Source organism: bacterium, assembly GCA_036382775.1.
GTDB lineage: Bacteria > Hydrothermota > Tepidihabitantia > SM23-42 > JAOAFX01 > DASVHD01.
In genome coordinates, this window is sequence record DASVHD010000029.1 from 191,291 (window position 1) to 215,691 (window position 24,401).

Below are 24,401 nucleotides of genomic sequence, written 5' to 3' on the forward strand. Positions count from 1 at the left end.
ATTGTCATGATACGGGATGATTATCTATATAGCTATTATACTACCGTGCTATTAATTATACTGTAATTACGAAAAATACAAGAGCATCTCTTTTTGTCACTCCTGCCGCGTATCTTTGTACGGAATAAACTCCAGCAGGAGTCCAGGATTTAGAACATCTGGATTCCCGCGTGCGCGGGAATGACAGAGGAACGGAATAAACCCTTGCACAGAGATGTTTTTTATGTAAAATTGTTCATGGCGGTGTTTGAATTCACCATTTCCACGACCCAGAACGAAGAATTGATCGACATCACCGACGAGGTGATCGAACTGGTCAACAAATCAAAAATTTCCGACGGGATCGTCCACGTCTTTATACCCCATGCCACGGCCGGCGTGATCCTCAATGAAAGCGCCGACCCGAACATCAAGACCGATTTTTTAAAAGCCATGGAAAAAGCCATCCCGAAGCGCGCCAATTATCTTCATGATCATATCGACCAGAACGCGGCCGCCCATATCCGCAGCGCCGTGGTCGGTCCGAGCCTGACCATACCGCTTTACAAGGGAAGAGTAATGCTCGGGACCTGGCAGTCGATCATGTTCTGCGAGTTCGACGGCCCGCGGCACAACCGCCGCGTCATGGTCCAGGTCATGGAAGGCAAATAACCCATACAAGAGTCCTGTGTTCGACCGGCTTAAAAAAGCTCTAGCGTCCATCCCCGCCGATTACGCCGACATCCGGTATGAGATCAAGCACGAAACGAGGATCTCGTTTGACGGGAAAGAGCTCTCGCAGGTCGCGATAAATACCAGCGACGGGTTCGTGCTCCGTGTTCTCAAGGGCGGCGGGTTCGCGTCGTGCGCATTCACCGGGGAAAAAGACCTGGAAAAAGCCGTAAAAAGAAGCCTTGATAACGCAAAGATTATCGGCCGCGCCAATGCCAAACCGACCGTGATTGCCGCGGTGCCTGTCATTAAAGAAGATCGCAAGCCAAACCTTAAGGAAGACCCGCGCTTGATATCGCTTGAAGAAAAGATCGCTCTGACAAAACACTACAACTCGATCGCCACGAGCCATCCCAGTATCGCGACTACAAGCATCGGTTACCTCGAGACTGTCCGGGAAAAATACTTCATCAGTTCCGACGGCGCGCAGGTCCGCGAAGATCTGGTCACGACCAGCATCAGCGGCATGATAACCAGCAGCGACGGCACGCTCCTGCAGAATATCCGGGTCGCGGTAGGCGGCAGCAACGGTTTCGCCATCCTGCGCAACCGCGACGATGTGTTCGAGAACAAAAAACAGCTCGTGGTAGGACTGCTCAAGGCGCAGCCAGTCTCAGGCGGCGTTTACAACGTTATTTTGAACAACAGCATGGCCGGCGTTTTCACGCACGAGGCATTCGGGCATTTTTCCGAAGCTGACTCGATAGAGGACTACCCGACGATGCGCAAAAAAATGCAGATCGGCGCGCGCCTGGGCAGCGCGATCGTGACGATCACGGATAACCCGACCATGCCGGACCAGCTCGGTTTTTATTATTACGATGACGAGGGCGTTAAGGCGCAGGCAGTGACCTTATTGAAGGAAGGGATCCTCGCCGGACGCCTGCATTCGAGACGGACCGCCGCCGAATTCGACGAGCCGGCTAACGGCCGCTGCGTTGCCGAGGATTACCGCTACGCGCCGATCGTTCGTATGGGCACTATTTTTATCCGACCGGGCAAGGATAGCGTCGATGAACTCTTTGCCAAACTCGGCGATGGCCTGTATATTGTTGACGCCAAGGGAGGACAGACCGGCGGCGAGGATTTTACTTTCGGCGCTCAATACGGTTATATTGTCAAACGTGGCAAGAAAAGCGGCATGATCAGGGACATAAACATCACGGGCAACCTTTACCAGACATTGCAGAATATAAGCGCGGTCGCCAATGACTTTGTCCTGTCTCAGACCGGAGGCTGCGGTAAAGGGCAGATCAATATCCGTTCGTGCCACGGGGGGCCGCATATTTTAGTCCGGGATCTCGTGGTCGGAGGACATTAATATGGAAAAACTGCTCGAGCAAGCCCGTAAATCAGCCCGTGACGCGGAAATCTATAATTTTGAACAATCGTACGATGCGCTGGTCTACGAGAACAGCCGTCTTAAGAATGTTTACAGTTCAATGCAGTCAGGCACAAGTTTACGTTTAATAAAAGATAGTCATATTGGTTTTGCGTATACGAGAAACCGCGAAAATTTCGACCAGATGGTCCAGAATGCCCTGGCTTCCATGCGCGAAGGCGTTGTTGCTGATTTCGCGTTCCCAAGTACAAAGCAGGTGAAAGAGCTTGCAACCTATGACCAGGCGCTGGAAAAAATGTCCTGCTCCGAGCTCGCAGCGGAATGCGAACGGGTGATCGGCTTCCTTAGTAAGCTAACCAAAGCCCAGCTGGATGTCTATCTCTACCGTCAAGCCGCCAAGGTGCATATCATCAATTCGGCGGGCACTGATATCGCGATACAGTCGACATCTTATAACATAGGTGCGGATCTCTCCTTCCCAGGCACACGCGCCGCGATCTGCGGTCGAGGGGATGCAAAAGGTTTCATGCCTTTAAATGGCGGAGCCATGGAGCAGCTGGCAGAGATCTACAATGCCTCGACCCGGGAAGTGACACCACCCGGTGGCAGAATGGAGATCCTGTTTGTTCCAGAGGAAATGTATACGCTGATCTGGCGTCTCAAGAGCGCCATGAATGGCCGTAGTGTATATAAAAAAGAATCTCCGGTCATCAATAAACTGGGACAACAGATATTCGATCCCAAGTTCAGCGCCTACGACGATCCGCTTGACGACAGGTATACCGGCGCCCGGTCATTCGATGACGAAGGCACGCCATGCCGGAAACTGGACATCGTTGAGAACGGGTGTATCAAGAATTTCTACTATGACCTGAATTACGCGGCAAAAATGAAAACCTCTTCCACGGGCCACGGCTACCGCAGCGCGATGTGGAGCGTCGACCCCGTATCGACCAGGCCGGCGCCCTGCCTGAACCATTTTTTCATCAAAACCGGCGATAAAAGCTTTGAACAGCTAATAAAAACCATGCGGCGCGGGATCATCGTTTTCGGTTGCCTGGGCGCGCACAGCGGAAATATCCCCAACGGTGATTTTTCTATCGGGCTATCACCGGGATTGTACGTCGAGAACGGCGAGATCCGCGGACGCGTGAAGAACACCATGATTTCCGGCAATATCTATGATCTGATGAAAAACATCATCGACATAGAGAACATAGCGCATCCGGCGTATGAGGGCGTTATGCCGGCGATCCTGTTCGAATCCGCGATGGTCGCCGTCCAGTAGAACCGCATCGGCGATTCGTTCCCACCCCCCTAACCCGCCTCCCATAGGGACACCAATTATCCCTCACCCCTGCCCTCTCCCTTTCCAAGGGAGAGGAATAAAGTGAGGGTTCAATCTTTGATGCTGCCCACAAGTGGGGAGGAAAAAAAGGAGGGGGATATTGAATCAGCACGTATTTTAGCTATACTATCAGCCATGGGCAGTTTCCAGTACGCGGGCCAGTTCTTTTCCATTCTGTGCGCCGTTATCTGGGCGGTGGCCGTCATTTTGTTCCGCAAAAGCGGCGAAAAGGTGCATCCTCTGGCCCTCAATCTCTTTAAGAATTCCCTGGCTATTATTCTTTTTATCCCCACGGTCTTTTTGTTCGGGGAGAAACTCTTTTTCCCGGCCTCGGCGCGCGAATACCTGATCCTGCTCGCCAGCGGCGCGATCGGCATCGCGTTCGGCGATACGCTCTATTTTCTAAGCCTCAACGCCCTTGGCGCCGGCCTTACCGGCATCGTCGTCTGCATGGGCTCGCCGTTCATTATTTTGTTCTCCATCCTCCTGCTGCACGAGCATTTTACTATCCTGCAGGCACTGGGAGTGGCGTTGATCGTAGCCGCGATCCTCTTATCCTCGCTTGAAAAAAATTCTCAAAAAGTCAGCCGTGCCCGGATCATGAAAGGTATTCTTTTTGGTATCTTGTCGGCCGCCACAAGCGCGGCCGGCGTTGTACTCATGAAACCGGTGCTGACCGTCTCTCCGCTGGTCTGGGCTACCGAGGTCCGCCTGGTCGGTGGCATCGCCGTGCTCGCGGTCATTTTCCTGCTGTTCCCCGGCCGCGCCCGGATTTTCCGCACGATGTTCGAAGCCAAGACCTGGCCGTTCATGGTCAGCAGCTCGTTCCTTGGAGCGTACGTGGCAATGCTGATCTGGCTTGCCGGTATGAAATACACGTTCGCGTCGACCGCCTCCGCGCTCAACCAGACAAGCACGATATTCATTTTTATTTTCGCCGGGATCTTCCTCAAGGAACCGGTCAATCTGCGGCGTTCAATGAGCATAATCACCGCCTTTGCCGGCGTGCTCCTGGTCATCTTCTGCGGGGCCAAGTGAGAAAAAATATCCTGCCGGTGTTCTATCTCCTATTCTACCTGCTGTTTTTCATGACCTCCTGCGCCCAGAAAAAAGAATTCACGTACACGAACTTCATCATGGGCGGTCCCTGCGAGATCACGTACAGTTGTTCGAACGCCGGTCTTGCCAGCCAGACCGCCGCCGAGATCGACGAGGAACTGCGTTATCTTGACTCTCTTTACAACTTTTTTTCACCGCAGAGCTGGCTGAGCGCGCTGAACAAGAACAAGAAGGCGCGCGTTGACCGGGACATGGCCGACCTTTTTACGCTGTGCGATTCCATTTCACGGCTGACCGGCGGGATTTTCGACATTTCGGTCGCCCCGCTGCTCGAAGCCTGGGGCTTCTACTCGGGCAAACAGGCAATGCCCTCAGATGCCGCGATCGCGGCAGCGCGCCGCAGGGTCAATTTCCGCGCCATCATGATCCGGGGGGATTCCATATTCATTCCGCAGGACATGGTGCTCGACCTGGGCGGCATTGCCCAGGGTTATGCCGCGGACCGCGTCGGTAAGATCATACGTAAATACGGAATCCTCTCGGCGATCATCAACATCGGCGGCGATGTCCTGGCAGTCGGCCAGTCCCCCTATGACCGGCCCTGGCATGTCGGGATCAAGAACCCGAGGGCCGCAGGCACGATCGAATCGGTCGAGCTGGCGGATAGCGCGGTCACCACGTCGGGCGATTACGAAAAGTACTTTATGATCAATGGCCGCCGTTATCCGCACATAATCGACCCGCGAACCGGATGCCCGGCAATGCACTTCGCGTCGGTCACTATTTTTGCCAGGGAATGCGCGTTCGCCGACGGCATCGACACCGCGGTCGCGGTCATGGGCCCTGAAGACGGTTTAAAGTTTCTTGACTCGATACACATTAAAGGTATAATATACTATGAGGAGAACGGCGCGCTGAAACGGGTCACAAACCGATGAAAATCGAGGCCAAATACTACCAGAGCGCGGACGGATATGTCCAGTGCCTGCTCTGCCCTCATCTCTGCAAGCTCAAGCCCGATAACAAAGGCATCTGCCGCTCGCGCATTAACGAGAACGGCAAACTCATGGCGCTCGATTACGGCGAGACGACATCGGTCGCGCTGGACCCGATCGAAAAAAAACCGCTCTACCATTTCCATCCGGGCAGCCAGATCCTGTCCATCGCCTGCAACAGCTGCAACATGCGCTGCCCGTTCTGCCAGAACTGGGAAATCTCCCAGGTCGACACCGCGACCCAGTACTTGCCGCCCGAAATGCTGTTGAAGATATTCAAGGACCACGGCGGACTGGGCGTTTCTTACACTTATACCGAACCGCTGATGTGGTTTGAATACCTCCTCGATGCCATGAAGATCATCAGGGATAACGGCGGAAAGAACGTGCTCGTCACCAACGGGCTGATAAATGACGCGCCTTTCGCAGACCTGCTCGGGCTTATCGACGCTATGAACATCGATCTCAAGAGTATCAACCCCAACGTGTACAGGAAAAAACTGGGCGGCGACCTTGACACGGTCAAGAAAACGATCGAAAAAGCGCACCGGCACTGCCATGTCGAGATCACGAACCTGCTTGTCACCGGCCTGAACGATAAGGAAGAGGAGATCAACCAGCTCATCGATTACGTCGCCTCCATCGACAGGAATATCCCGCTCCATTTCAGCCGCTATTATCCAAACTACAAGTACAAGAAAGCGCCGACCATGACCGGCACCCTGGAATACGCGTACGAGCGGGCAAAAGAGAAACTGAACTATGTCTATCTCGGGAACGTGCCCGGCGACGAAGGCGCGAATACTTATTGTCCGAAATGCAAGAACCTGCTGATCGAGCGCCTGTATTTCAAGGCGCTGCTAAAAGGATTAAAGGGCGACCAGTGCTCAAAATGCGGGGAAAAGGTAAGTGTCATAGTATGAGGCGCGAATTAATAGAACGAAATTTTTTTAAAAACAAGATCTTAACACACCATAACAGGAAGGCGGGTGCACAATGGCGGCAAGAAGAAAGATCGGCATAATTATTCTGGGCATTATCGTGGGCGGTATCATTGGTTCAGTTCTTTCTTATTTTTTCAACAACATATTCCCCAGGGGACCGGTAAAGAGCTTCTTTTTCGACGCGCTCAAGATCGGATTTTCCACGGTCACCATCAATCTTGGTTTCATCATGTTTTCCTTCGGGTTATTTCTCAACATCACGGTCTTGACCGTCATTTTCATATTCGTGACGATCTATCTACTGTTCAAACTATAGCGAAAAGAACGTGTTCCTGCAAGGCAAGAAAGTATCACTGCCCAAAACCGTGGAGGTCATCAATCCTTATGACAATACGGTGATAGAAAAGGTCGGATCGTGCGGCTTGTCAGAGATCCCGCGGATCCTGGAGACCGCCCAGCAGGGTTTCGCTATCCTGAAACAGCTGCCAGCCGGCGACCGCTCAAGGATCCTCGAGCGCGCGGCCGGACTGATGCAGGAAAGAAAGCCGGATCTTGCCAGGACGATCTGCCTGGAAGCCGGAAAAACCATCAACGAAGCGCGGGCCGAGGTCGACCGCGGCATCAATACCATGCATCTTTCAGCCGTTGCGGCCACAAGGCTGGCTGGCGAGACCGTCAGGTTCGACCTGGCCGGACCGACGAAGAAAACCGGATATTTCACGAGGGTGCCGCTGGGCATAGTCCTGGCGATCTCGCCCTTTAATTTTCCCCTGAATTTGTCCTGTCACAAGATCGGACCGGCCATTGCCGCCGGCAATTCGGTCATCCATAAACCCGCCACCAAAACACCCCTCTCTGGCATTATGCTGGCCCAGGCGCTGGTTGATGCCGGGCTGCCGCCAGCCGGCATTACGGTCGTTGTCGGACCGGGCAGCACGATCGGTAATCAACTTGTAAAGGAGCGGGCGACCCGCAAGATCAGCTTCACGGGCAGCCTTGAAGTCGGAGAAACGATCATGGCGAACTGCGGCTTGAAACGGGTGACCATGGAGCTCGGTTCGAATTCGGCCGTCGTCGTGTTCAAGGACGCGCCGCTTGACTACGTGGCGAAAAAAGTGAGACGAGGGGGTTATACGCTGGCCGGCCAGGTGTGCATCAGCATCCAGCGGGTTTACGTCGAAGAGGAGATCGCGGAAGAGTTCCTGAGGAAATTATCCCTTGAGGTCGGACAGATCAAGTTTGGCGATCCCATGGCCGAAGACACGGAAATGGGTCCCATGATCGATGAAACGGCGTTGAACAAAGCCGCCCAGTTCTGTGAAGACGCGAAAAAACATTCGGGGATCCTGATCATGGGAGGATCCAGGCAGGGAAACGTGTTCTTGCCGACGATCATTTTTAATGCCCGGGAGGACGCTCTGGTTGTCCAGGAAGAAGCCTTCGCGCCCATCGTCGTAGTCAACACGTTCAAGACCACGGAACAAGCGATCCAAAAAGTGAACAACACAAAATACGGTTTGCAGGCAGGGGTTTTCACGCGTGACATGAACAAGGCGCTGGAGTGCGCTTCCGGAATCGACGCCGGCGGGGTGCTGATCAACGAGACCCCCACTTACCGCGTCGATAATATGCCTTACGGCGGGACCAAGGGCAGCGGCATCGGCCGCGAAGGACCGGATTTTGCCATCAAGGAAATGACCGAGGAAAAACTGATAGTTTTTGACCAGCTGCCCTGAATTTGTATTTCTTTAATCCCCCTTCTTCCCCCTTTGATAAAGGGGGATAAGAGGGGGATTTTATTTTTGCTCTTCTTTTTTCTCCTGCTTTTGCTGTTGAGCCTCTAGCTCCTGAATTCGTTCCACCAACTTTTCTTTCTCAGCTTCCTTTTCCTTCTGGGCAATCCGGTACAACATGACAAAAGCAATGACCATTAGAATAATTGCCCATAAGTAGGAAAACGCGGCTGGTGCCTGGAAAATATGAAATAACATGATGATGACGCCTACAGCAAAAACGATTATTGCCCACACTGCCATAAATCCTCCTTGCAGCAAGCCCTTTGGAACGAAGCAAAAGTACTTGCCTTCTTATTGAAATTATAACGATTATTTTTGTGGTGTCAACCCCGTTAGAAATATCGCATCATAATTCCTCCCCCATTATGGCAACGTGGAGAAAAATCTTTTACAATCGCTGTTATTGAATGTTGATTTTTAATGTTGCCATCGAGGGAGGGGAAGTATTGGTAAACGCATTGAAATATATAGCGTCTCAGTTCCTCAACCCCTGAACTTTATCAAGACGATGTCGCCGTCTTTGACAATGTATTCCTTGCCTTCTATCTTGGTGTGGCCAAGATGCTGTGCCTGCGTAAAACCGCGGTCCTTGACAAAACCATCAAAATCAAGGATCTCGGCTTTGATAAAACCTTCTTTCAGATCGGAATGGATCATCCCGGCCGCGTCGATCACCTTGGTGCCTTTCCTGATGATCCACGCCCTGGTTTCTTCGCCCTTTATCGTGTAAAAACTGATCGCCGAAAGTCTTTCCATGCACAACTTCACCAGGCCGAAAAGCGCCCCTGGTTCAAGCTTGCCGCTGACCCTTAACTCGGTCTTTTCCTTTTCGTCAAAATCGCAGATATCTTCTTCAAGCTTCACGGACATCCGGTAGCCCTGGATCGGAGTTTGAAACGCGCCGTCTTCATCCAGGTTAAGAACGATGATCTCCTGTTTGGTCGAAAGCAGGGGCAGATCAGGCACAGTCGACTGCGGGACCTGTCCCTTTGCCAGCGATTCCTTGATTTTGGTCAGTTTATCGAACTCTTCTTTGACTTCGAACTTCTTTTTGATCTTATCAAGCCTGCGCTCAACCAGATCCAGGTCGCCGAGCATGAGCTCGGTTCTCACGATGTCATAGTCACGCAGGGGATCGATCTGCATTTCGCTGTGCCCCAGCGGAATATCCGCGGCCTCAAAACACCTGAGCAGATGAACGATGATATCGACATCCCGGATATGGGAGAGGAACTGGTTACCCAGGCCCTCGCCCTTGGAGGCGCCCTTGATCAAACCAGCAATATCGACGAATTCGATCGCGGCCGGCGTAGCTTTTGCAGGTTTCAAGATCTCGATGATCCGGTCAAACCGCTCATCATGGATCATGACCATGCCGACATTCCGGTCGATGGTCGTAAACGGGAATTTCGCGACCTGAGCATTGGCCTTGGTCAGCAGGTTGAACAAACTCGATTTTCCGGCGTTGGGCAGGCCGACAATACCTATTTTCATGGTAAACTCTAAATCCTATATTCGAAATTCGTAAGAAGACATCTCTTGTAATTCGTTATTCGGCATCGCTGCCCGTATCGTCTTTCGTTTATCGTCACACGTGGTTTTTTCCTTTAACAACACCGTAAAACGATACCAGCGGCCATGCCCTATAACGAAAACGTTTTTTCCATTTGGATTTGTTTAGGATTTCGATATTAGTGCTTCGGATTTATCCGTTAGATTTACAGCATTAATGTAGTTCTGCGCTTTCTCAAATCCGTCTTTGACCGCGATCTCGATCCCTTTGATACCTTCATCGATGACTTTTTTAACCACACTCATTTCTGCCTTGGAAAACCGTGACAGCACATAGTCAGCCGGATTAATATCGGGTTTTCCGATCCCGATCCGCAGTCTGGCAAAATCATCTGTTTTCAAATGTTCGGCGATCGACCGCAGACCTTTATGCCCGCCATCGCTTCCCCGGGTCCTTAACCTCATCCTGCCCAATGGCAAGGCAATGTCATCGACTACGACCAGGATCTCCTGTTTGTATTTTACCGTTAGTCTGGCAGTGACGGCCCCGGACAGATTCATCCAGCTGACAGGTTTGACGAATGTCAAAGCGCTGCCCTTTACATTCAATGAACATGCATAGTGATCATTTCGTCTGATAAAACGCTTATGAAAATGCTTTGCCAGGAGGTTTAAGAAAATATGACCGACATTATGCCTGGTATTGCGGTATTGCTCCCCGGGATTTCCCAAGCCAAAGATGATCATAATCAGCTCAGATCGGCAGATCCGCCAGACCGGTCCAAATGGTATTACTTGCCTTTTGGAGGCGGCTCTTTCGTAGCTTTGTCTTTTCCTGCTTTGTCTTCCTCTTTCGATTTTTCTTCTTTGCCTTCTTTACCTTCCTTGCCTTCCTTAACTTCTTTGCCTTCCTCAACTGCCGCTCCTTCAGCCGGGACTGCTCCTTCTTCGACCACCGGCGCAACCACGACTTTCTCGACCTTTGGCGTCGAGCATGAGATAACGGCGGTTTCAGGTCCCAGCTCAAAATCAACATTGGCTGGTTTGATATCTTTCAAATGGATCGTATGGTTAAGCAAAACCTTGGAGATGTCAACGTCAATATGCGACGGTATGTCGTCGGGCAGACATTTGACAACGATCTCGCGCAGATGCTGATCAAGCACACCGCCTTCTTTTACCCCCGGCGCTTCGCCAAGAATATGCAGAGGGACGGTTGCCTTGATCTTTTCTTTCTTCGAGATATGCTGGAAATCAACGTGCAGGAGGTTGCCGGTCATGGGGTTATGCTGGACAGATTTGATCAGGCAGGGGTAATGTTTATCATCAACCTTGAGGTCGATCGTCACCACTTCTTTCCTTAGTATTTCCAGTACTTTTTTAAATTCCTTCTCAGGGACATAAATCCTTTTAGGTTTGTCTTTATGCCCATAGACAACGCCCGGTATTTTCGCGTTTTTTCTCATCCTTTTAATATCGCCTTTCTTTTCCCGGGTGTAAACGAATGCTTCCAGATCAATTTTCATTCTTCAACCTCCTTAAATAGCACACTTATTGATTCCGCTTTATGGATCCTCATGATCGCTTCGCCCAGCAGTTTGGCAACCGACAGGACTTTGATCTTTTTATTTATTCTTGCGCTATCCAGCGGTATGGTATTCGTTACCACCAGTTCTTTGATCGCTGACTTCATTATCCGCAGCGGCGCGTCTTTTGACAACAAGGCGTGAACCGCGCAAGCGTAGACTTCCTTTGCTCCGTTTTCCATCATTGCCTCAGCTGCTCCGATCATCGTTCCGCCGGTATCAAGGATATCATCATATATCAATGCGGTCTTGCCTGATACATCGCCGATGATATTGTAAACAACAGACTGATTTGGACCGGTTCGACGCTTATCCACGATGGCGATGGGTATTTCTTTGCCCAGTCGACGTGCGAACCCTCGCGCATGTTTTACGCGTCCCGCGTCAGGCGAAACAACCACATAGTTATCTAATGCCCGCGACCGGTAATACTCGATAAATACCGGCGCCGCGTACAACTGGTCGACCGGGATATCAAAAAAGCCCTGGATCTGTTCTGAATGAAGATCGATCGTCAGGATCCGGTTCGCGCCGCTGACCGTCAGCAGGTTGGCGATCAGTTTTGATGATATCGGCACCCTTGGCTCATCCTTGCGGTCCTGGCGCGCGTAACCATAGTAAGGAATGATGGTAGTTATCCGGTCAGCCGAGGCCCTCTTTGCCGCGTCCATAAAGAGCAGTAATTCCAGAAGATTCTCCGCCGGTGGGTTTGTTGACTGGATAATGAAAACGTCACGGCCCCGGATATTCTCCTCGATCTTTATTTTCAGTTCTCCGTCAGCAAATCGCCGCACAACGCTGTTCCCGATTTCAACCTTGATATGTTTCGAAATATCTTTTGTTAACTCACTGCTCGTGGTTCCTGCAAATAACTTTATTTCATCCATTAAACCTCCTTAATATCCCGCTATTCACTTATCCTCATAACTTCCTAACCTCATAACCTCATGCCTTCATCTGGGGCGGGAGGAGTCGAACCTCCGCAACAGGATCCAAAATCCTGGGTCCTGCCACTAGACGACGCCCCAAATCCATCAAAGAAAGTAATTAGTTATTAGTTATTAGTAATTAACGTAATTTCAAGAAAATAACATTAAAGTGTTTCTCTATCTGTTTTGTCAATTACTAATTACCAATTACACAATTACTAATCAAGGTACTGATTCTGCTTCAAAATATACCGCGCCGATATCTGAAAAATATTTTTTAGCTTTTATTTTCGTTTGTTCATCAATAACGGCATACAAACACGATCCGCTGCCAGATAAGGATACCATGAAAACACCGCTAGCCAGGATATGCGCTTTGACATCAAGAAGGTCCGGGTGAGCACTGAAAACTACTTGCTCAAAATCGTTATGTAAACCATAGCCCGTGAACCCGGTTCTTTCAGCCTTCTTCTTTTTACGGTCTCCTGCAATAATATCCAGATTTACAGCGGGCGTCAATAGCCTTTTGTCATATTCTTCATACGCCCACTTTGTCTGCACCGCATACCCGGGATAGTAGATCAGAAGCGACATTTTGGGCATTCTAAAAAATTTAAGTTCATCGCCAAGGCCGCGGGCATATGCCGCTCCTCCCTTTATAAAAAATGGCACATCGCAACCGAGCTCCCGGGACAATACCATTAACTCTTCATCTGAAACATTAACGCCCGTCATTTCACGGAGGCCCTTCAAGGTCTCGGCCGCGTCCGATGAACCGCCGCCCAGACCGCCGCCGACCGGAATGTTCTTCAGCAGCGTGATCTTTACGCCTTTTCTCAGCCCGTAGCGCAATTTAAACAGATCGGCTGCTTTAAAACAAATATTTTCTTCCTGGCTTAGCTTTAATCCCGGCGCATTGATTGCTATCCCCGACTCGGTTTCGTCGAACAACAGCTTATCGGCAAGGGTTATCGTCGTGAAAGTCGTCTCAATATTATGGTATCCGTCTTCCCGCTTGTTGACGATCTTAAGACCAAGGTTGATCTTCGCACGCGCAGACCGGCTGATCATCTGATCTCTTTGATCTTCACCTTTACCACACCGTCCGCGATCATGTCGATCTCCTTGGCCGCGGCAAAGGACAGGTCGATTATCCTGTTTTTGACCCATGGTCCGCGGTCGTTGACCCGCACGACAACGCTCTTATTATTTTTCAGATTCGTGACCCTCAGTTTCGTTCCGAACGGGAGTTTTTTGTGGGCGCACGTCAACGCCCATTTGTTATAGCTCTCTCCGGAGGCGGTTTTCTTCCCGTGGAACTCATCACCATAATAAGTTGCCATGCCGGTCTGGACAAAAGCGTCGGCTGCCGCGCTGCTTCCCGCGAGACAGCAGCACTGCATGGCGAACATCATGATCATCATGTTCAATTATACAACAAATTGAAGCGACTGTCAATCAATTGCGATGAAAACCGCTGTCGCGCGCGAATTCAGGCACGATCTAGCACCGCGCGATCGGAAATTCGCGCGCGGATAGCGTCAATGCAATATCCGTGCCAATTACTTTTAATAATTTTTTCTTTTTGCCTTGACTTTCGCTTTTTTTTGTATATCCTTATGAAGGTAATTCTCGATTTTAATAAAAACTTTTTTCGAAAAAATATGAACTCATATTTCAGCAGTTTTAAGTAAAAAAATGTTGATAACTTTGTGGATTGTTGTGGAAAAAAGGACATGAGCGATCTAGCAAAAAACACTTGGGAAAATATTTTAACTTACATTAAGGAAAGAATACCGGCCCAGTCGTTCACCACGTGGTTCGGCGACAGCAAGGGCGTGGAATTGAAGGACGATGTGCTGCTCGTTGAGTTCCCGAACAGTTTTTACATCGACTGGATCGAGGAACACTACTACCGGATTCTTGAAGAAGCGGTAGGACAGATCGAAGACCGCAAGCTGCGCCTGGCGTTCAAGGCGCTGAAGCAGCAGGGCGACCGTCCGGTCAAGAAAAGAAAGCGGCTGATCCTGTCGCAGGACGGCACAAAGCTCCAGGACCGCTACTCTTTCGAAAATTTCATTGTCGGCAAGAATAATGAGTTCGCTCACGCGGCGGCGCTGGCCGTGGCCGAGGCTCCCGGGCAGGCGTATAACCCGTTATTCCTGTACGGCGGAGTCGGGTTGGGTAAAACCCATTTAATGCAGGCGATCGGTAACTTTGTTTGCCGTCAGAACAAAACGATAAAGATCTATTATACGCAGGCCGAGACGATTATGAACGAACTCATCGAGGCTATTCAGAAAACCCAGCAGATGACATTTAAAAAGAAATACCGCAACAAGGACCTCCTGCTGATCGATGATATTCAGTTTCTTTATGGCAAGGAACGGCTTCAGGAAGAGATCTTTCACACTTTTGACAGTCTGTATACACAGGAAAAACAGATCGTCATAACTTCAGACCGGCCGCCCAAGGACATCCAGACCCTGGAAGAACGACTGACATCGCGGTTCCAGGGAGGACTGGTCGTTGACCTTCAGCCTCCGGACCTGGAAACCAGGATCGCGATCCTGCAAAAGAAGGCTGAAACCGAGAACGTGAAACTGCCCACCAACGTGGCATACTATATCGCGGCCCGCGTGAAGTCGAATATCCGCGAGCTTGAAGGATGTTTGATACGGCTGTTAGCGCTTTCGTCGCTATCCGGACATGAAGTCACCGAGGAACTAGCCGAAGAAGTATTGAAAGACCTGCTGGGTGCGTCGGAAAAGATCACGAAGGACATCGTACTGAAGAAAGTCAGCATTGAATTTGGTTTTTCAGAGGAAGACATCAAGGGCCAGAAGCGGACGGAGAAACTCGCGCTCGCCCGCCAGGTCGCAATGTATCTTATTAGGAACATGCTGAATCTTTCGCTGACCGAGATCGGTGATTTTTTCAGCGGCAAAGATCACAGCACGGTCATCTACGCCATAGCTAAGATCGACCAGCTCAAAATAAAAGATCCCGAATTCAATCAAAAGCTCGAGCGTATAACTAGCCGGATAAACGGTTGAGAATATGTTAGTAGCTGCAGAAGTGTCCTTTATCAACAACAATGTACGTATTATGAACAATAATATCAACACGGCGTTTGCCGACTTAAACTGGTTTTCCGCGCACAAACCATCTTTTCAACAGTTTAAAGGATACAACAACATCAATATGTTATATTTAATAAATTATTATTATTATTGTAAGGAGGATTAATGGAATTCAAAATTAAACGAGATCTCCTGGAAAAAAATTTAAACAGCATTGTTAGATTGATCCCGCCTAAAAGCACGTACACGGTCTTGCAGAACATCATTATCGCAGCGAAAGACAAGGCACTTTCGATCGAAGGAACTGACCTCGATGTTTTTGTCAAAAAAATTATTCCTGCGGACGTAAAGACCGAAGGCAAAGTACTTTTACCCGGCAAGAAGATCCTGGAAATAGCGCGCGAAGCAAATGCCGATGATATGGCGTTTAAATTAAAGGAACTCAACCTTCAGATCGTTACCGGCGGCGCTCACTATAATATTCCGGCGCTTGACTCCCAGGAATTCCCAGAGGTGCCGAAGTTCCCTGAAAAAATATGGTTGCAGATGACCGTCGGCGATCTGGGACAGATGGTCGATTCGACGATTTTTATGGTTTCCAAGGATATCAGCCGCCGGCCCATGAACGGGATCCTGATCCAGTCAAAGGACAATGAAATGCGGGTCGTGACGACCGACGGCGCAAGACTTGCCATGTGCAAAAAAGAAATGAGAGCGCCGGTCGGCGAATTGATCGCGGGGCCGAAAATATTCGATTTGTTGGACCTTGACCGGACTGAGGAAAAGATCGACCTGTTCATGGAAGAAAGGATGATGGGCGTGAAATATCTCAACACGACCATCATCGCAAGGCTCATAGAAGGTCCTTATCCGAACTATGAAGGCGTGATCCCGAAGACGTTTGCCGCGAAGTGCACGATCGAAAAAGGGATCCTCGAAGGCGCGCTTAAGCGCATGGCCGTCGTGGCCAGCTCCAATATCAAGAACGTGAAATTCGATTTTGCGGAAAATACGATCCTGCTGTATGCTTCCTCGCCGGACAGCGGCGAAGGCCGCGAGCAGGTGCCGTGCCAGTTCGAAGGCGAAAAGACCGGCATCTGGTTCAACGCGAACTACGTGCTCGAAATCTTCCGGCATATTACCGCGAACGACGTCGTATTCCAGCTTACTTCTGCGTCAACCGCCGCGGTGGTGCGGCCGAAAGACGATGAAAATATGCTGTATTTATTGATGCCACTAAGGATCGACAGCTATGAATAGCAGAATATGGACACACCTGATCATTGGTTCGGCACTCATTTTGTGCCTGGTACCCGGTCTTTTGCCCGGGCAGAACTATGGGCCGAGCCTCGGTATTATCCTTGGTTCGCCCACGGGGTTCACATTCAAGTACGTATTCGCTCATACCTCGGCGATAGCAATAAATGCCGGATGGGGATTGGTCGGCGACGTTCATTTTGCCGCTTCGTGCGATTATCAATTCCTGTTCCCGCAGACCATGCGATGGACCGATGAGTTTGAGGGCACGGCCCATGAGTTAAGGGGTTTGACACCCTATCTGGGCGTGGGCGGAAGGCTGACCATCGAGGAAGAACCAGAACCAGCCAATGATACTAAACTGCACGTCGGCGTCAGGCTGGGCGGCGGGCTCGAATACGCGATCAACCGGTTCGGCATATTCCTCGAAATATATCCGGTGGTTGATATAATCCCCTCGACCGATTTTGATTTCATGGGCGGGCTTGGCTTCAGATTCTACTTCGGCGGGCACCGATAAACAAATATAAGGCGCAGACAATCTAATAATTAAGGCGCTGACTTTTGCGTCCTGTTTATACATAAGAGAATTGTAAGAAAAACGGGACTATTGACATTGTTTTAAAAATATGTATACTTCTAGTCTTACGCGATTGTCAGATACACCCTTGACAATTGATGCTTTTTTTATATAATATAGAGCTAAAGGTAATTGTTTTTCTTTGGCTTGGCAATTGATAATTGATCTTTGAAAATTTATACAATTGGCGGAAGGGTCTTAAGGTTCAAGTTACTAAGAGCGCATGTGAGGATGCCTTGGCATCTGGAAGCGATGAAGGGCGTGGTAGGCTGCGTTAAGCGTCGGAGAGGTGCGAACAACCTTTGATCCGGCGATACCCGAATGGGGCAACCCTTCCCGTGGAAACGCGGGAAATCCTGCTGGCAACAGCGGGAAGCTAACCGGGGGAAGTGAAACATCTCAGTACCCCGAGGAAAAAATATTCCGAAAGTAGTGGCGAGCGAAATTGGAGTAGCCCAAACCGAACTGTATGTATAAGCTGGCAAGCGTTGTACAGTCGGTGTTGTGGGGTCCAGCTCAGGCCGATTGCCATGAAGTCTGTGAAGTTACAAAATCTCTGGATAGTTGAATCCTCCTGGAAAGGAGAACCACAGGCGGTGATAGTCCGGTAGGCGAAATCCAAGAGATCTTCATTGGCTGGATACCCAAGTATTGCGAGATAGGTTATCTTGTAAGAATCTGCCCAAACCACTGGGTAAGGCTAAATATGACCAGATGACCGATAGTGAACAAGTACCGTAAGGGAAAGGTGAAAAGAACCCCTGGCGGGGAGTGAAATAGAACCTGAAACCATGCGCTTACAATCAGCAGGAGTTTGACGCCCGCCTGAGCAATCGGGCGGGACCGTTGAATGACTGCGTGCCTTTTGCATAATGAGCCGGCGAGTTACCCTAACCTGCAAGTCTAATTCCGCTACGGAAGTAGCTGGAGCAGACGTAGGGAAACCGAGTCCAAATAGGGCGATTCAGTAGGTTAGGATAGTACCCGAAACCCGGTGAGCTACCCATGGTCAGGATGAAATTCCGGTGACACGGAATGGAGGTCCGAACTGGTGACTGTTGAAATAGTCTCGGATGAACTGTGGGTCGGAGTGAAAGGCTAACCAAACCGGGTGATAGCTGGTTCTCCTCGAAATGTCTCTAGGGGCAGTCTTGGATGTTCAGTAGTAGTTGTAGAGCACTGAATAGAAGAGAACCCTTCGGGGTTTGAATCTAATTAAACTCCGAATGCTACTACTTTTTAGTCCAGGAAAGAGGCGGTGGGTGATAAGATTCATCGCCGAAAGGGGAATAACCCAGACCGTCAGCTAAGGTCCCTAAGAATTGGTTAAGTGGGAAAGGATGTAAGGTGACTCAGACACCTGGGATGTTGGCTCAGAGGCAGCCATCATTTAAAGAGTGCGTAACAGCTCACCAGCCGAGTTATCTTGCGCCGAAAATATATCGGGGCTCAAATCAATCACCGAAGCTGCGGATTCTGCGTCTATCCGTAGACGCAGAGTGGTAGAGGAGCGTTCCATTGTAGGTTGAAGCTCTGTCGCGAGACGGGGTCGACGAACTGGAAGTGATCATGCCGGCATGAGTAGCGATAATCCAGGTGAAAAACCTGGACACCGTAAGCCCAAGGGTTCCTGGGGAAGGTTAATCCTCCCAGGGTTAGTCGGTACCTTAGCTGAGGCCGAAAGGCGTAGGTGATGGAAAAGCCGTTAATATTCGGCTACCATCTGAGGTTTCGTTATCAACTAAGGGGGAACGCTGGTTGTAAAGGTGAGTCCTGTGTTGGAATACAGGATCTAAATGCCTCAAGTGAGATGCCTGGCAAATCCGGTGTCTCTTAATCTTGGGGCATGATGGGAAGGCCCAAAAGGCCACAAACTCACCTTGAAGACCAGCCGAGAAAAGCCTCTATGTGAGAAATCTTGGATGACCGTACCGGAAACGAACACACGTGGGCGAGGTGAATATCCTAAGGTGCTCGAGTGAATCCTTGTTAAGGAACTCGGCAATCTAACCCCGTAACTTCGGAAGAAGGGGTACCCGTTGTGTTGAACAACGGGTCGCAGTGAAAGGGCTCTAGCGACTGTTTAACAAAAACACAGGTCTCTGCTAAGACGCAAGTCGAAGTATAGGGACTGACATCTGCCCGGTGCCAGAAGGTTAAAGAAGGGGGTCAATTTGTAGCAATACAGGTGAAGCTCCCGACTGAAGCCCTGGTAAACGGCGGCCGTAACTCTAACGGTCCTAAGGTAGCGAAATTCCTTGGCGGGTAAGTTCCGTCCTGCACGAATGATGTAACGACTGGAGCGCTGTCTCAACAAGGAGCTCGGCGAAATTGTAGTGGCGGTGAAGATGCCGCCTACCCATAATTGGACAAAAAGACCCCGTGAACCTTTACTGTAACTTGCTATTGAATCTTTGCGGAACATGTGTAGCATAGGTGGGAGGCTTCGAAGCTCTGGCGCTAGCTAGGGCAGAGCCAACAGTGAAATACCACCCTTGTTTTGTCGGAGGTTCTAATTTCGCCCTTGTACGGCGGAAGACATTGGCAGGCGGGCAGTTTGACTGGGGCGGTCGCCTCCCAAAATGTAACGGAGGTGCCCAAAGGTTCCCTCAGTCCGGTCGGTAATCGGACGTTGAGTGTAAGGGCAAAAGGGAGCCTGACTGTGAGGCTGACAAGCCGATCAGAGCGGAAACGCGGGCCTAATGATCCGGTGGTTCTGTGTGGAAAGGCCATCGCTCAGCGGATAAAAGGTACTCCGGGGATAACAGGCTGATCGGGCCCAAGAGTTCACATCGACGGCCCGGTTTGGCACCTCGATGTCGGCTCATCGCATCCTGGGGCTGGACAAGGTCCCAAGGGTCGGTCTGTTCGCCCGTTAAAGCGGTACGTGAGCTGGGTTCAGAACGTCGTGAGACAGTTCGGACTCTATCCATTATGGGCGTAGGAGACTTGAGAGGAGCTGTCCTTAGTACGAGAGGACCAGGATGGACGGACCTCTGGTTCACGAGTTGTCGTGCCAACGGCATTGCTCGGTAGCCATGTTCGGAAGGGATAACCGCTGAAAGCAACTAAGTGGGAAACCCCCCTCAAGACAAGGTCTCCCGTTCAATCAGAGGGCAACCTCTGATTGGCCATAAGACTACTCCGAGATTAGGAGTTTGATAGGCCACAGGTGGAAGTGCAGTAATGCATGGAGCCGAGTGGTACTAATCAGTCGAGAGACTTGAACTTCCTTCCGCCATCTTTTTCTCAACATTATTGTGTTATTGGTAATTGTGTAATTAATGGAAAAAAGGGAACATAATTACATAGTAACTAGATTACTAGTAACTAAGTTGAAGAATTCCCGGTGGCATTACCGATGGGGTCACACCTCTTCCCATTCCGAACAGAGAAGTTAAGCCCATCAGGGCCAATGGTACTGTGCTGGTAACGGTACGGGAGAGTAGGTCGCTGCCGGGTTTTTCTTTTTGCGCCTAAGGCGCAAAATGATTACCCCGTTATTTTTTAGAATTCTAGAATGCAGAACGGGACGCAAACGTCGGTGCCGCGATATAAAGAATGATTACGGTGATAAGATATTAAAAGCAAGGCTTAGCCTTGCTTTTTGTTAGGAGGTGTTTATGATCGAAAAAAAGGAAAAGTTTGAAACGATCTTGGCAAAGATCAAAGATGTCACGGCCGGCAATGACTCCCGGGATGAAAAACTCAATGCTGTGTGCCAGCTGCTTTACGGCGGTCTCCCCTATTATAACTGGGTCGGATTCTACCTCACCGACGAGACCGGGAAGAATTTAATGCTTGGACCTTATCTGGGCGCGCCGACCGAGCATGTTAAGATCGCGTTTGGCCAGGGGATCTGCGGCCAGGCCGCCGAGCGCAAGGAAACATTCGTGGTGCAGGACGTTTCCAAGGAAACAAATTACCTGTCATGCAGCATAAAAGTGAAAGCCGAGATCGTCGTGCCGATATTCAAGGGCGAGAAAATAGCCGGCGAGCTCGACATCGATTCGCATACCGCCAACCCGTTCACCCAAGAGGACAAGCTTTATCTGGAAAAGATCTGCGGGGAATTAAAAAAGATATTTTAAACCGACCTGCTGACTACGGCTTAAAATAACGGGTCATGAAGCTCCACGTTGGAGACCAGTTTGTGTACCATTTCCAGTTAGGGCTGTATGCGCAGACGCGCCAGTAATAATAATCGTTAGAATCTATGCGCAGGGCATAGGTATTGGTATAAACTTCAATCGGATCGACATCACTGAAAAGGCTGTCGAGCCGGCCAGCCACTTGCAATAAATAAAATTCTGTTTCGTCTATATATGACCATTCCATATTAACATACAAAGGATACGGGATGCCATACTTGTAGAAAAAAGTATCATCCATGGGGTGGAAAAGAACGGGCGGATCGGGTGGATTTGCCAGAGTGTCTTCAGGCGGCTGATAATCATTGGGATCCTTACAGCCAGGATTCAGCCAAACCATGATTATCAACGGTATTAATAATAGCAAGCATGCAAAAGAGTTGCGTCTTTCTATCATCTTCATTTTCATGGTTTCATTTTGACAAGGTAAACATCATACCAGCCCGTGCTGACCATGTGCCAAAAACCGGCTATTATGTAAGTGCCATCGCCGTTCTGTTTGATCGAATTGCCGCCGTCAATGTGAAATCCATTGCTCACCCATTGCCATTCCATGGTGCCGCCGGCGTCGGTCTTGACAACATAAGCGTCTGAGTAGGTTCCCACGGTCGACCAGGTTTTGCCGGCGATGGCATATCCGCCGTCCAGGGTCTGGATCGCCGAATATCCGTAATCGTCATGATTTCCGCTGAAATTCCCGAAAAATTTTTCCCATGAAACCTGACCACTTGCGTTGGTTTTGATCAAGTACACATTACCATTGCCTGCGCCGATGATATAACCACCGTCCGAAGTCTGCTCAACCGAATTGCCACGGTCCCAGGCCGTGGTCCCGATCGTTCTCGTCCACAGGGTGTCACCGTTAGCATTTGTTTTGACAAGATACACATCGCCGCCGCCCGCGCCGAAAGATGTCGTATAACCGGTGATGATATACCCGTCGTCAGATGTTTTATCTAGGGAGTACGCGCACTCCAAGAGAGTTCCTCCATAAGTCCTTGTCCAGACCGTATCGCCGGTCGTGTTGGTTTTAATAAGGTAAAATTGCTGGCTGTTCCCGAACGACAAGCTGACGCCGGCAATGACGTAACCGCCATCGGTCGCTGCAACGACAGAGTATCCCATATCATCGGCTGTGCCGCCGTAAGTTTGTCCCCATATTTGATTACCCGAACCGTCGGTTTTGACCAGATAAACATCCTGGTCGCCGGAACCGAACGAATAAGTACCGCCGACGATGATGTAACCGCCGTCCTGGGTCAATGCGATGCCGTACGCGCGGTCGTCGTCGCCGCTGCCAAAGGTCTTTTCCCATATGACATTGCCTGATTGATCTACTTTGAGCAGGTACATGTCTTCGCCGCCCGCGCCGTACGAAGTTGTGTATCCGGCAATAACGTAATAACCGTCAGTCGTTATCTGAACGCAATTAGCAAAATCATCTTTAGCGCCGCCGTAAGTCTTAGCCCATAATACGTTTCGACTTATGTTTAATACGTGCTCGCCCGACCAGTCTGACTCCGCTTCGTTAATATCCTTTGCCTTCGCGCGGATGGGGTATATGCCAGTATCAATATAACTGTGCTGCATGATAACTGAATCACCCGAGCCCGCAAACAGGCTCCAGTTGGATATTTCGCCGTCGCCCCAATCGAACTGGATCGACACGCTGTCAGAGTCTGGATCTGTTGCTGAAGAGGTAAAATAGTAATTACCAATGTCGCCGCCAACCAAACCTGACGGTGTTGATGGAATATCAGGCGGATCGTTTTTTTTGCAGCTTGAAAAGGTAACGGCAAAAGCGCAGATAAAAAGCATTGGTTTGAAGAAAGCCGTGCGATCTCGAGATTTTATCAAAATCATTCCCCTTTATATGTTCAATACATTGATCTTGTATCATTATATACTGCAAATCTACCTGGTTGTCAACCCCCTATTGACATTGAAGGGTTTTTTTCTATATTAGCATTGCATAGCAGAGGATGAAAAATCTATGAAATACCGGCAAGCTATTGGAGTAATGATTTTCTGCAGTCTCGCCGTCCCGATCCAGGGATCAAACAGGACCGTGCTGCCGGACGTTTTCTACGCAAGGTACGAAGGGACGATTACGGTCGGAAAAAAGCAACTAAACATCGTGATGAATTTGCACAAGCGCGACGAGGCCGCGGACGGTTATTATTTTTATAAGGACAGGGGGATACTGATCTCGATCAAAGGTTCTTTTGATAGATCCGGCAAGGCAAACCTTTCAGAATACATGACCGCCAAATTGACCGGTCTTTTTGAGGGCGAGTATACCAATGCCTCGACGATCGAAGGCGTGTGGAACACGCCGAGCGGCACTGCGAAAGCGGCGTTTAAATTGACCGAGACATATCCTTCAGGCAGCGTCAAGGCAGAAATGAAGCGTCTGCACAAAGAAAACGATGTTTACAGGAACAAAGCCACCGTGACACTGGAATACCCCGTGATCACCGGCGTTGAAAGCCAGCTTACCTTGAGAAGAATCCACAATCTGATAAGAAACGGCATCAGCCCGGAAGCGGCTCTGGAGCAGAACCTGAGTTCGATCACCAGCGACCTGAAGAATATGTATACAGAGAATGAAGAGGCGTCGAGCGACTGGTATTACCTGGAACAGATATCGATCGCGTTTAATGACAACAACATCCTGGGCATTAAGAGTTATCTCAAGGAGTACAGCGGCGGCGCCCACCCCAACCATTCGGTCGCCTATACAAACATAAATACCGGCAATGGCACCCTGATATCTCCAGCAGATATATTAACAAATGGTTATGAGACCGAACTCAACCGCGCGGCCGAGGAGCAGTTCAAGAAAACATATAATATTGATGAAAAGAATACTTATGAAAACGCTGGATTCTGGCTGGAACCGGGGAAATTCGCGGTGCCGGATAATTTCCTGATCACCCCGGGTGGCCTGCTGTTCCTGTTTAATCCTTACGAGATCGCTCCTTACGCGGCCGGGACGATCGAATTTTTTATTCCGTATTCGAAGATTAAAAACCTTATCCAATCTGGGTCGGTTGTTGATATTTTCATAAAGTAGTGGCAGAGGTTACTCTGCGTCTATAAATATCG

22 protein-coding genes, 1 tRNA gene and 2 rRNA genes are annotated in these 24,401 nt (G+C 49.9%); 15 read left to right on the forward strand and 10 right to left on the reverse strand.

Annotation, left to right across the window (positions count from 1 at the left end; all coding sequences use genetic code 11):
* The first annotated feature begins 237 nt into the window (after nucleotides 1-237).
* From VF399_06100 to VF399_06135, 8 genes are all read left to right on the forward strand, one after another.
* Nucleotides 238-651, forward strand: a complete 414-nt coding sequence (locus tag VF399_06100; protein ID HEX7319911.1) for a secondary thiamine-phosphate synthase enzyme YjbQ — start codon at nucleotides 238-240, stop codon at nucleotides 649-651.
* Nucleotides 652-667: 16 nt separating this feature from the next.
* Nucleotides 668-2,032, forward strand: a complete 1,365-nt coding sequence (locus tag VF399_06105; GenBank protein ID HEX7319912.1) for a TldD/PmbA family protein — start codon at nucleotides 668-670, stop codon at nucleotides 2,030-2,032.
* A gap of 1 nt (nucleotide 2,033) precedes the next feature.
* Nucleotides 2,034-3,341, forward strand: a complete 1,308-nt coding sequence (locus tag VF399_06110; protein ID HEX7319913.1) for a metallopeptidase TldD-related protein — start codon at nucleotides 2,034-2,036, stop codon at nucleotides 3,339-3,341.
* 195 nt (nucleotides 3,342-3,536) lie between these two features.
* On the forward strand, nucleotides 3,537-4,439 hold the full coding sequence (locus tag VF399_06115; protein ID HEX7319914.1) for a DMT family transporter: 903 nt from the start codon (nucleotides 3,537-3,539) through the stop codon (nucleotides 4,437-4,439).
* Complete coding sequence (locus tag VF399_06120) at nucleotides 4,436-5,398, forward strand: FAD:protein FMN transferase (protein HEX7319915.1); 963 nt, start codon at nucleotides 4,436-4,438, stop codon at nucleotides 5,396-5,398. The genes VF399_06115 and VF399_06120 overlap by 4 nt, the downstream gene beginning before the upstream one ends.
* Complete coding sequence (gene amrS, locus VF399_06125; protein HEX7319916.1) at nucleotides 5,395-6,378, forward strand: AmmeMemoRadiSam system radical SAM enzyme; 984 nt, start codon at nucleotides 5,395-5,397, stop codon at nucleotides 6,376-6,378. The genes VF399_06120 and amrS overlap by 4 nt, the downstream gene beginning before the upstream one ends.
* A gap of 73 nt (nucleotides 6,379-6,451) precedes the next feature.
* A complete protein-coding gene (locus VF399_06130) occupies nucleotides 6,452-6,715 on the forward strand; it encodes a hypothetical protein (GenBank protein HEX7319917.1) in 264 nt (87 codons plus the stop codon).
* Nucleotides 6,716-6,725: 10 nt separating this feature from the next.
* Nucleotides 6,726-8,135, forward strand: coding sequence for an aldehyde dehydrogenase family protein (locus tag VF399_06135; protein ID HEX7319918.1), 1,410 nt, complete (start codon nucleotides 6,726-6,728; stop codon nucleotides 8,133-8,135).
* Between the two features lie 60 nt (nucleotides 8,136-8,195).
* Here the strand turns inward: VF399_06135 and VF399_06140 are convergent, their stop codons facing one another.
* From VF399_06140 to VF399_06175, 8 genes are all read right to left on the reverse strand, one after another.
* Nucleotides 8,196-8,435: a hypothetical protein gene (locus VF399_06140; GenBank protein ID HEX7319919.1), complete on the reverse strand. Its 240-nt coding sequence runs from the start codon at nucleotides 8,433-8,435 to the stop codon at nucleotides 8,196-8,198.
* A gap of 243 nt (nucleotides 8,436-8,678) precedes the next feature.
* Nucleotides 8,679-9,689: a DUF933 domain-containing protein gene (locus VF399_06145; protein HEX7319920.1), complete on the reverse strand. Its 1,011-nt coding sequence runs from the start codon at nucleotides 9,687-9,689 to the stop codon at nucleotides 8,679-8,681.
* Between the two features lie 183 nt (nucleotides 9,690-9,872).
* Entirely contained in the window at nucleotides 9,873-10,454 is a 582-nt protein-coding gene (pth, locus tag VF399_06150) for an aminoacyl-tRNA hydrolase (GenBank protein HEX7319921.1), read from the reverse strand.
* Nucleotides 10,455-10,498: 44 nt separating this feature from the next.
* On the reverse strand, nucleotides 10,499-11,233 hold the full coding sequence (locus tag VF399_06155; GenBank protein HEX7319922.1) for a 50S ribosomal protein L25: 735 nt from the start codon (nucleotides 11,231-11,233) through the stop codon (nucleotides 10,499-10,501).
* Nucleotides 11,230-12,180 (reverse strand): ribose-phosphate pyrophosphokinase, encoded by a 951-nt coding sequence (locus tag VF399_06160; GenBank protein ID HEX7319923.1) that lies wholly within the window; start codon nucleotides 12,178-12,180, stop codon nucleotides 11,230-11,232. The genes VF399_06155 and VF399_06160 overlap by 4 nt, the downstream gene beginning before the upstream one ends.
* Before the next feature lie 70 nt (nucleotides 12,181-12,250).
* Nucleotides 12,251-12,321, reverse strand: a tRNA-Gln gene (locus tag VF399_06165).
* 123 nt (nucleotides 12,322-12,444) lie between these two features.
* Nucleotides 12,445-13,293 (reverse strand): 4-(cytidine 5'-diphospho)-2-C-methyl-D-erythritol kinase, encoded by an 849-nt coding sequence (gene ispE, locus VF399_06170; protein ID HEX7319924.1) that lies wholly within the window; start codon nucleotides 13,291-13,293, stop codon nucleotides 12,445-12,447.
* Complete coding sequence (locus tag VF399_06175; protein HEX7319925.1) at nucleotides 13,290-13,646, reverse strand: septal ring lytic transglycosylase RlpA family protein; 357 nt, start codon at nucleotides 13,644-13,646, stop codon at nucleotides 13,290-13,292. Before VF399_06175 ends, ispE begins: the two co-directional genes overlap by 4 nt.
* A 312-nt stretch (nucleotides 13,647-13,958) precedes the next feature.
* On the opposite strand from VF399_06175, the gene dnaA reads away from it, so the two are divergent.
* The 6 genes from dnaA to VF399_06205 all read left to right on the forward strand — a co-directional run bounded on the left by dnaA (nucleotide 13,959) and on the right by VF399_06205 (nucleotide 21,233).
* On the forward strand, nucleotides 13,959-15,278 hold the full coding sequence (gene dnaA / locus VF399_06180) for a chromosomal replication initiator protein DnaA (protein HEX7319926.1): 1,320 nt from the start codon (nucleotides 13,959-13,961) through the stop codon (nucleotides 15,276-15,278).
* 192 nt (nucleotides 15,279-15,470) lie between these two features.
* Entirely contained in the window at nucleotides 15,471-16,565 is a 1,095-nt protein-coding gene (gene dnaN, locus VF399_06185; GenBank protein ID HEX7319927.1) for a DNA polymerase III subunit beta, read from the forward strand.
* Nucleotides 16,558-17,082: a hypothetical protein gene (locus VF399_06190; protein HEX7319928.1), complete on the forward strand. Its 525-nt coding sequence runs from the start codon at nucleotides 16,558-16,560 to the stop codon at nucleotides 17,080-17,082. Before dnaN ends, VF399_06190 begins: the two co-directional genes overlap by 8 nt.
* A gap of 263 nt (nucleotides 17,083-17,345) precedes the next feature.
* Nucleotides 17,346-20,373: ribosomal RNA gene (locus tag VF399_06195) — 23S ribosomal RNA — on the forward strand.
* A gap of 114 nt (nucleotides 20,374-20,487) precedes the next feature.
* Nucleotides 20,488-20,604 (forward strand): 5S ribosomal RNA (gene rrf / locus VF399_06200).
* 161 nt (nucleotides 20,605-20,765) lie between these two features.
* The gene (locus VF399_06205) at nucleotides 20,766-21,233 is read left to right on the forward strand and encodes a GAF domain-containing protein (GenBank protein ID HEX7319929.1); all 468 of its coding nucleotides are present in this window, start codon (nucleotides 20,766-20,768) and stop codon (nucleotides 21,231-21,233) included.
* Nucleotides 21,234-21,246: 13 nt separating this feature from the next.
* On the opposite strand, the gene VF399_06210 is transcribed toward VF399_06205, so the two are convergent.
* Entirely contained in the window at nucleotides 21,247-21,633 is a 387-nt protein-coding gene (locus VF399_06210) for a hypothetical protein (protein HEX7319930.1), read from the reverse strand.
* Nucleotides 21,634-21,698: 65 nt separating this feature from the next.
* A complete protein-coding gene (locus VF399_06215) occupies nucleotides 21,699-23,150 on the reverse strand; it encodes a hypothetical protein (GenBank protein HEX7319931.1) in 1,452 nt (483 codons plus the stop codon).
* Nucleotides 23,151-23,286: 136 nt separating this feature from the next.
* Between VF399_06215 and VF399_06220 the strand changes: the two genes are divergently transcribed.
* A complete protein-coding gene (locus VF399_06220) occupies nucleotides 23,287-24,369 on the forward strand; it encodes a DUF3298 domain-containing protein (GenBank protein ID HEX7319932.1) in 1,083 nt (360 codons plus the stop codon).
* The last annotated feature ends 32 nt before the right edge of the window (nucleotides 24,370-24,401 follow it).